4 protein-coding genes are annotated in these 6,234 nt (G+C 60.8%); 2 read left to right on the top strand and 2 right to left on the bottom strand.

Annotated elements, in window-relative coordinates; all coding sequences use genetic code 11:
* Positions 1 to 701: 701 nt before the first annotated feature.
* Positions 702 to 1,778: a 4-hydroxyphenylpyruvate dioxygenase gene (gene hppD / locus ACLEJW_RS10450; RefSeq protein ID WP_440777502.1), complete on the bottom strand. Its 1,077-nt coding sequence runs from the start codon at positions 1,776 to 1,778 to the stop codon at positions 702 to 704.
* Between the two features lie 315 nt (positions 1,779 to 2,093).
* On the opposite strand from hppD, the gene ACLEJW_RS10445 reads away from it, so the two are divergent.
* Positions 2,094 to 3,680, top strand: coding sequence for an EAL domain-containing protein (locus ACLEJW_RS10445; protein WP_440777501.1), 1,587 nt, complete (start codon positions 2,094 to 2,096; stop codon positions 3,678 to 3,680).
* A gap of 29 nt (positions 3,681 to 3,709) precedes the next feature.
* Complete coding sequence (gene rarD, locus ACLEJW_RS10440; protein WP_313646124.1) at positions 3,710 to 4,597, top strand: EamA family transporter RarD; 888 nt, start codon at positions 3,710 to 3,712, stop codon at positions 4,595 to 4,597.
* Here the strand turns inward: rarD and ACLEJW_RS10435 are convergent.
* Entirely contained in the window at positions 4,560 to 6,131 is a 1,572-nt protein-coding gene (locus ACLEJW_RS10435; RefSeq protein ID WP_313295143.1) for a TerC family protein, read from the bottom strand. The two genes, rarD and ACLEJW_RS10435, sit on opposite strands and share 38 nt — an antisense overlap.
* Between the last annotated feature and the right edge of the window lie 103 nt (positions 6,132 to 6,234).

Raw genomic sequence — 6,234 nt, 5'->3', positions numbered from 1 at the left:
AGGCGAAAGGGTGAATAAGCGTCGCCATCGCAAATGAATACCGCTGCAGCGTTCAAAACAGTCAGGCTTCTAGCTTCTAGCTTGAAACTCGGAACTCGGAACTCGGAACTCGGAACTCGGAACTCGGAACTCGGAACTCGAAACTTGGAACTTGGAACTTGGAACTTGGAACTTGGAACTGGAGATAGGCTATGTGATGAGCGCTTGCATATCGGATGCGCATTCATTGGCGATAGTGGCGCACAATCACCTTTTCGCCTTTACGGCGAGTCACTTTTTGTCAAACGCGACAAAAAGTAACCAAAAAACGCTGCGCTCCTACATACGGCCCCTGCGCTTCGCTCCGGGGTTCCCTCACTCCGGCGTCTTGCGGGCCCTGCGCGGCCACAACTTGCTTCGCAAGTCGTACAGCTCGCGTCCTCCGGCTACGCCGTCGGGGGTGCTGCGCACCCTGGGCCCTCCAGACGCCTACGTTCGGCCTCCTGAAGTCGCAATCTGCGTTGCCTGAACTTTCGCGCGCTTAAACGCAAAAGCGAAGCGAAGCAAAGCAAAGCAAAGCAAAGCAAAGCAAAGCAAAGCAAAGCAAAGCAAAGCAAAGCAAAGCAAAGCAACTTGAGTTTTCGGCGTACTACTCTAGGAGTGCAGTTCAGAGATGTTGCAATGCAACATACCTGAACTGCTGCTTCCTCATGATTGGTTATCTACTCGGCATTGAGTACGCCACGACGAACCTGATCACGCTCGATCGACTCGAACAATGCCTTGAAGTTACCTTCCCCGAAACCATCATCACCTTTACGCTGGATGAACTCGAAGAACACAGGCCCCAGCACCGTCTCGGAGAAAATCTGCAGCAACAAGCGCTTGTCGCCCGACTCCGAAGCGCCATCGAGCAAGATACCGCGCGCCTGCAACTGATCGACCGGCTCGCCGTGACCCGGCAGACGTACCTCGAGCATTTCATAGTAGGTTTGCGGCGGCGCAGTCATGAAGCGCATGCCGTAACCCTTCAACGCATCCCAGGTCTTGAGCAGGTCATCTGTCAAAAACGCCACATGCTGAATGCCCTCACCGTTGAATTGCATGAGGAACTCTTCGATCTGCCCCGCGCCCTTGGAAGATTCCTCATTGAGCGGAATGCGGATCATGCCATCCGGCGCCGTCATGGCCTTGGAGGTCAGGCCGGTGTACTCGCCCTTGATATCGAAATAACGAATCTCACGGAAATTGAACAGCTTCTCGTAGAAGCCGGCCCAATACGCCATACGCCCGCGATAGACGTTATGGGTCAGGTGATCGATGATCTTCAGCCCCGCACCGGCAGGATGACGATCCACCCCTTCGATGAAGTTGAAGTCGATATCGTAAATCGAGCTGCCCTCTTCGTAACGGTCGATCAGGTAAAGCGGCGCGCCGCCGATGCCCTTGATCGCCGGCAAGCGAAGCTCCATCGGCCCGGTTTCGATTTCTACCGGCTGCGCACCCAATTCAAGCGCCCGGGCATACGCCTCATGCGCGTTGCGCACGCGGAACGCCATGCCGCACACCGATGGACCATGCTCGGCGGCGAAATAGGAGGCAACGCTCTTCGGCTCATTGTTGAGAATCAAGTTGATGCCGCCCTGCCGATACAGGTGCACATCCTTGGAGCGGTGTGTGGCGACCTTGGTGAAGCCCAGCATCTGGAACACCGGCTCCAGCACGCCCGGCGTCGGCGACGCCAGTTCGATGAACTCGAAGCCCATCAGGCCCATTGGATTTTCAAAGATATCAGCCATGCTCGTACCCTCATCTGCAGCGTAATTTAATGAATGCGCGGGATGTGGAACGGTACTGGCGGGGAGCATGGGATGCCCCGCACGCTGCGGGCGAGGTAATCACCAATGATCAATTTGAACCCATGGCACGTCATAGGGAACCATTCTCGGCGAGTTGATCCCCCGTATCAGGAGGACTTCGTTGTTGTAATCGTAAACCGATTCTACAGTGCGTAAATTTCTTTGTCGCCCTTTAAGTTGCAAGCACCCGAAGTTGGTCAAGGTACGAGCCAAACGGCTATGCTTCGCACGTCACCGATCAGGAACCGCTCAACCATGCCGCTCACGGTCAAACGCCCCGCCCGCTGCAGCTGGCGCACGCTACTACCCTGGGCAGTGGGCGCCATACCGCTGGCTTGCGGCCTGGTGGTGATCAACTGGCAGATCGAGCGCGAACTGCGCATGGCCAGCCAGACCACCACGCAACAAGTCGTCGGCTATGTCGATCACATTCTAGACAACCTGGGCAACGCCGCGCAGGCACTGCTGCCGCTGGCCGGCAGCCCATGCGCCGATGCCCAGTTCGCGCTGCGCAAAGAGGTCACCGGCAACGCTTTCGTGCGCTCGACCAACCTTTTCCAGCACAACGCCCTGTATTGCAGCTCACTGTTCGGCGAGATCGAGGAACCGGTCAAAGCCAACGACTACACCGACGGCCGGTTGTGGTTGATGGATGGCAACTCGGTCACCCCCGGTCACCCCTTGCTGGTGTACCGCGCGCACGAAGGTGATCGCGGGGTGATCAGCACCGTCGACGGCGACCACTTGCTCACCGCCCTGCGCCTGATTGCACCCGAGGCCTCATTGCAATTGCAGGTCGGTCCGGTGTGGATGGGCAGCGAAGGCGTGGTGCAAAGTGGCCCACCGCCGACCGCAGCCGTCGCTGCTTCCAGTGCCGCTTCGACGCATTATCCGTTCAGCGTGCATGGCGGCTACTCGGCTGGCAAACCAGCCGCGGTGCTGCGCGAACAGTATCCCGAGCTGCTAGGCTTGCTGCTGGTGCTGGGTGTCGTCGCAGGTCTGGCCTGCCGCTGGCAGCTGCGCCGGGCCAGCTCTTCCCGCGCCGAGCTGCAACGTGCCCTGGCCGCCAACGAGTTCGTGCCTTATTTCCAGCCAGTCGTGCGCGCAGGCGACTGCGGTTGGGCTGGAGCCGAGGTGCTGATGCGCTGGAACCACCCGCGCGAGGGCCTGGTGCGCCCAGACCTGTTCATCCCCTACGCCGAGCACAGTGGCCAGATCGTCCCGATGACCCGCGCGCTCATGCTGCACACAGCCCAGAGCCTGGCACCTTACGCTGCGCTGCTCGAAGATGACTTCCACATCGCCATCAATATCACCGCCGATCACTGCCGTGACCTCAGTCTGCTGGATGACTGCCGTACCTTCCTCCAGCATTTCCCGCCGAGCCGAGTCCGCCTGACCCTGGAGCTGACCGAGCGCAAACTGATCGAGGCTACCCCGGTCACTTTGGAGCTGTTCGACAAGCTGCATGAGATGGGTGTGATGATCGCGCTGGATGATTTCGGCACCGGCCAGTCGAGCCTCAACTACCTGCGGCAGTTCAAAGTCGACTACCTGAAGATCGACCAGAGTTTCGTGGCGATGATCGGGGGTGATGCGCTGTCGCAGCACATTCTCGACAGCATCATCGAATTGTCGGGCAAGTTGGGCCTGGGCATCGTCGCCGAAGGTGTGGAAAACGAAACGCAACGTGACTACCTGGCAGGCCGAGGGGTCGACTTCCTGCAAGGCTACCTGTTCGCCCGGCCGATGCCGGCGGCGGAGTTTCTCCGGGCGCTGGCGGCGCGGCCGGGCGCTGCGCGGTTGCCCCAGGACGGCGCCCCTGAGATCATGCGCGGCTGATCCACCCTCTCTTCCAATTCGAGGCATTCGTGTCAAAAGGCATTCTCTCGTCGGTCATGGCGTCCTGTCTGTTCGCTGTGATGTATTTCTATACCTCCCTGCTCACGCCGCTCGATGGCGAAGAGATTTTCGGCTGGCGCACCTTGCTGACCTTGCCCTGCCTGACCCTGTTCATGCTGGCCAGCAAGGACTGGCGCCGGGTCGGCGAGTTGCTGCGACGCGTGCGCCAGCGCCCCGTCCTGCTGCTGGGCATGATCGGCACCTCGTGGCTGATGGGCGTGCAGCTGTGGCTGTTTCTGTGGGCGCCGCTGCATGGGCGCAGCCTGGAGGTATCCATGGGGTACTTCCTGCTGCCGCTGGCCATGGTACTGACGGGCCGACTGGTCTATGGCGAACGCCTGTCGCGCCTGCAGAAAGTGGCGGTTGGCTGCGCGGCGCTGGGGGTGGGCCATGAGCTGTACCAGCATGGCAGCTTCGCCTGGGAAACGCTGGTGGTGATGATCGGCTATCCGATCTATTTCGTGCTGCGCCGGCGCTGCCGCACCGACCATCTGGGTGGCCTGTGGTGCGACATGGGCTTGTTACTGCCCTGGGCGCTGTATTTCGTGATTCAGGGCCCGCTGTCGGCAGCCGACCTGAACGCTCACCCTGGCCTGTACGGCCTGATTCCATTGCTGGGCGCGATCAGTGCCAGCGCGCTGATCGCTTACGTACTGGCTAGCCGGCTGTTGCCGTTCAGCCTGTTCGGCCTGCTCAGCTACGTCGAGCCGGTGTTGCTGGTGGGCGTCGCCCTGCTGCTGGGCGAGACCATCGGCCCGGATCAGTGGCTGACCTACCTGCCTATCTGGGCCGCGGTGCTGGTGCTGGTGCTCGAAGGCTTCAAGCACCTGCTGCGTCAGCGTCGCCGCTCGGTGTAAGGCGCACCTGACGCACGCGACGTTCCTCGACCGCAACCACCGTCATGTTCCAGCCGTTGCACAGCAACTGGTCGCCAACCATCGGCAGTCGGTCGAGCAGACTCATCACCAGGCCCGCCAGGGTCTGGTAGTCCTCGCTGGCGCGGGCACTGAAGCCGGTACGCGCCTGCACCTGGCTCAGGTTCAGGGCACCACTGACGACGAAACTGCCCTGCTCTTCGACGATCGCCGGGCCCTCGATTTCGCTTGCGTCCGGTAGCTCACCGGCAATCGACTCGAGGATGTCGGTCATGGTCAACAGGCCGGTGAAATCACCGAATTCGTTGATCACGAAAGCAATGTGCGTCGACTGGCTGCGCATCTGTTCCAACGCATTGAGGATGCTGAAGCTTTCCAAGAGGTTCAGCGGCGCTTGGGCCATGCGCTCGAAGTCAGGCTGGCTGCCCGACAGCAGCTCCTTGAGCAACTCCTTCTTGTGCACGAAGCCCAACGGCTCCTCAATGTGGCCTGCGCGAATCACCGGCAGGCGCGAATAGGGCGAATGCGCCAAGGCTTCGGTAATCACGCCAGGCGGGTGAGCCAGGTCGATCACATCGACCTCGGCACGCGCCGTCATCACCGTGCGGATTGGCCGCTCGGCCAGGTTCAATACGCCGCTGATCATGACCCGTTCGCGGCGATCGAACAGTACCTGTTCATGGCCATCCTCGACCAGGTCGGCGATCTCCTCACCCACCTCGTCCGCCTCGACCCGACGACCGCCCAGCAAGCGCAGTACGGCATGGGCGGTGCGCTCGCGCAGCGGGCGGTGCTGCTGCACACTGCGCTTGCGGCGGGCACGCGCCAGCTGGTTGAACAGCTCGATCAGGATCGAGAAGCCGATGGCCGCGTACAGATAGCCCTTGGGGATATGGAAGCCCAGGCCTTCGGCGGTCAAGCTGAAGCCGATCATCATCAGGAAGCCCAGGCACAGCATGATCACCGTCGGGTGGGCATTGACGAAGCGGGTCAGCGGTTTGCTGGCGACGATCATGATACCGATCGAGAAAATCACCGCGATCATCATCACCGACAGTTCTTCGACCATGCCCACGGCCGTGATCACCGCGTCCAGCGAGAACACTGCGTCGAGCACCACGATCTGCGCCACGATCGGCCAGAACGCCGCATGACGCACCACGCCACTGGCTTGCGTGACATGACCCTCCAGACGCTCATGCAACTCCATGGTGGCCTTGAACAACAGGAACACACCACCGAACAGCATGATCAGGTCGCGACCCGAGAAGCTCTTGCCGAACACCTCGAACAACGGTGCGGTCAACGTGACCATCCAGGAAATGCTGGCCAGCAGGCCCAAGCGCATGATCAACGCCAGGCTCAGGCCGATGACCCGTGCGCGGTCGCGCTGATGCGGGGGCAGCTTGTCGGCCAGGATGGCGATGAACACCAGGTTGTCGATACCTAGTACCAGCTCGAGGACAATAAGCGTCAGCAGGCCTAGCCAGGCCGTCGGATCGGCTAGCCATTCCATTAGCGGGTACTCACGAAAGCGGCGTCACATGGACGGGGGAAGGATGGCCGAGAAGGCCGGGAACTGGGGGGCTCCGCGTGGGTGCTCATGATGACCTTGAAAG

The sequence above is a fragment of the Pseudomonas sp. SMSB3 genome (assembly GCF_052041965.1).
GTDB lineage: Bacteria > Pseudomonadota > Gammaproteobacteria > Pseudomonadales > Pseudomonadaceae > Aquipseudomonas.
This window is presented reverse-complemented; position numbering and strand designations above follow the sequence as displayed.

What these genes read in the sequence shown, in the direction of transcription:
- hppD (WP_440777502.1), bottom strand. Translation starts at nt 1,778, where the DNA reads ATGGCTGATATCTTTGAAAATCCAATGGGCCTGATGGGCTTCGAGTTC.
- ACLEJW_RS10445 (WP_440777501.1), top strand. Translation starts at nt 2,094, where the DNA reads ATGCCGCTCACGGTCAAACGCCCCGCCCGCTGCAGCTGGCGCACGCTA.
- ACLEJW_RS10435 (WP_313295143.1), bottom strand. Translation starts at nt 6,131, where the DNA reads ATGGAATGGCTAGCCGATCCGACGGCCTGGCTAGGCCTGCTGACGCTT.